This is a genomic window from Rhodococcus sp. WWJCD1 (assembly GCF_002258735.1).
Lineage (GTDB): Bacteria > Actinomycetota > Actinomycetes > Mycobacteriales > Mycobacteriaceae > Rhodococcoides.
On record NZ_NOXY01000041.1, the window covers coordinates 1 to 783 of the forward strand.

The 783-nt window shown below is 65.4% G+C and carries 1 protein-coding gene; it reads right to left on the bottom strand.

Translation table 11 applies throughout. The features are described from left to right. A partial coding sequence (locus CH286_RS27550; protein WP_094611009.1) for an acyl-ACP desaturase occupies positions 1–782 on the bottom strand: 782 nt, incomplete at its 3' end. Position 783 lies beyond the last annotated feature (1 nt).

The following is a 783-nucleotide window of genomic DNA, read 5'->3' on the forward strand; positions in this document are numbered from 1 at the left end:
ACCGGCCAGACGACGTCTTCGAGGTGCTGACGCAGGTCGTAGATGCCGTGCTTGGCCATGAGCACACCGTTGCGGCGGAAGTTCGGCATCCCGGCACCGGGCATGACGAAGTTGGTCACGATGTCCGAGACGGCCTGCAGCGTCTGATCGGGGGAGATGTCCATCGCCGCGCCGGTGATGTTGCGGTAGAAGATCATGTGCAGGTTCTCGTCGGCGGCGATGCGCTGGAGCATCCGGTCGGCGATCGGGTCGTCGCAGACCTTGCCGGTGTTGCGGTGCGAGACGCGGGTGGCGAGTTCCTGGAAGGTGACGTACGCGACCGAGTGCAGCAGACCGACCTGTGATCCGGCGGGGGAGGCGTAGCCGTTGGTCATGTGGATCATGCGGGCTTCTTCGAGGGCGACGGGGTCGACGCCGCGGGTGACGACGAGGTAGTCGCGCATGACGATGCCGTGGCGGTTCTCTTCGGCGGTCCAGCGGCCGACCCAGGTGCCCCAGGCTCCGTCGCGGGAGAAGTTCTCGGCGATCTCACGGTGGTAGGAGGGCAGGTTGTCCTCGGTGAGCAGGTTGGTGATCATCGCGGCTTGGGCGACGTCGGAGAGCTTGGACTGTTCGGGGTCGTAGTCCTGGCCACCGAGGGCGGCGAAGTTGCGGCCCTCGTCCCACGGCACGTAGTCGTGGGGATGCCATTCGCGCGCCATCGTGATGTGACGGTTCACGTTGTCTTCGGCAGTGGGTACCAGCTCCTGCAGAAGCTCGAGCTGTGTCAGATCCCTCGCCATT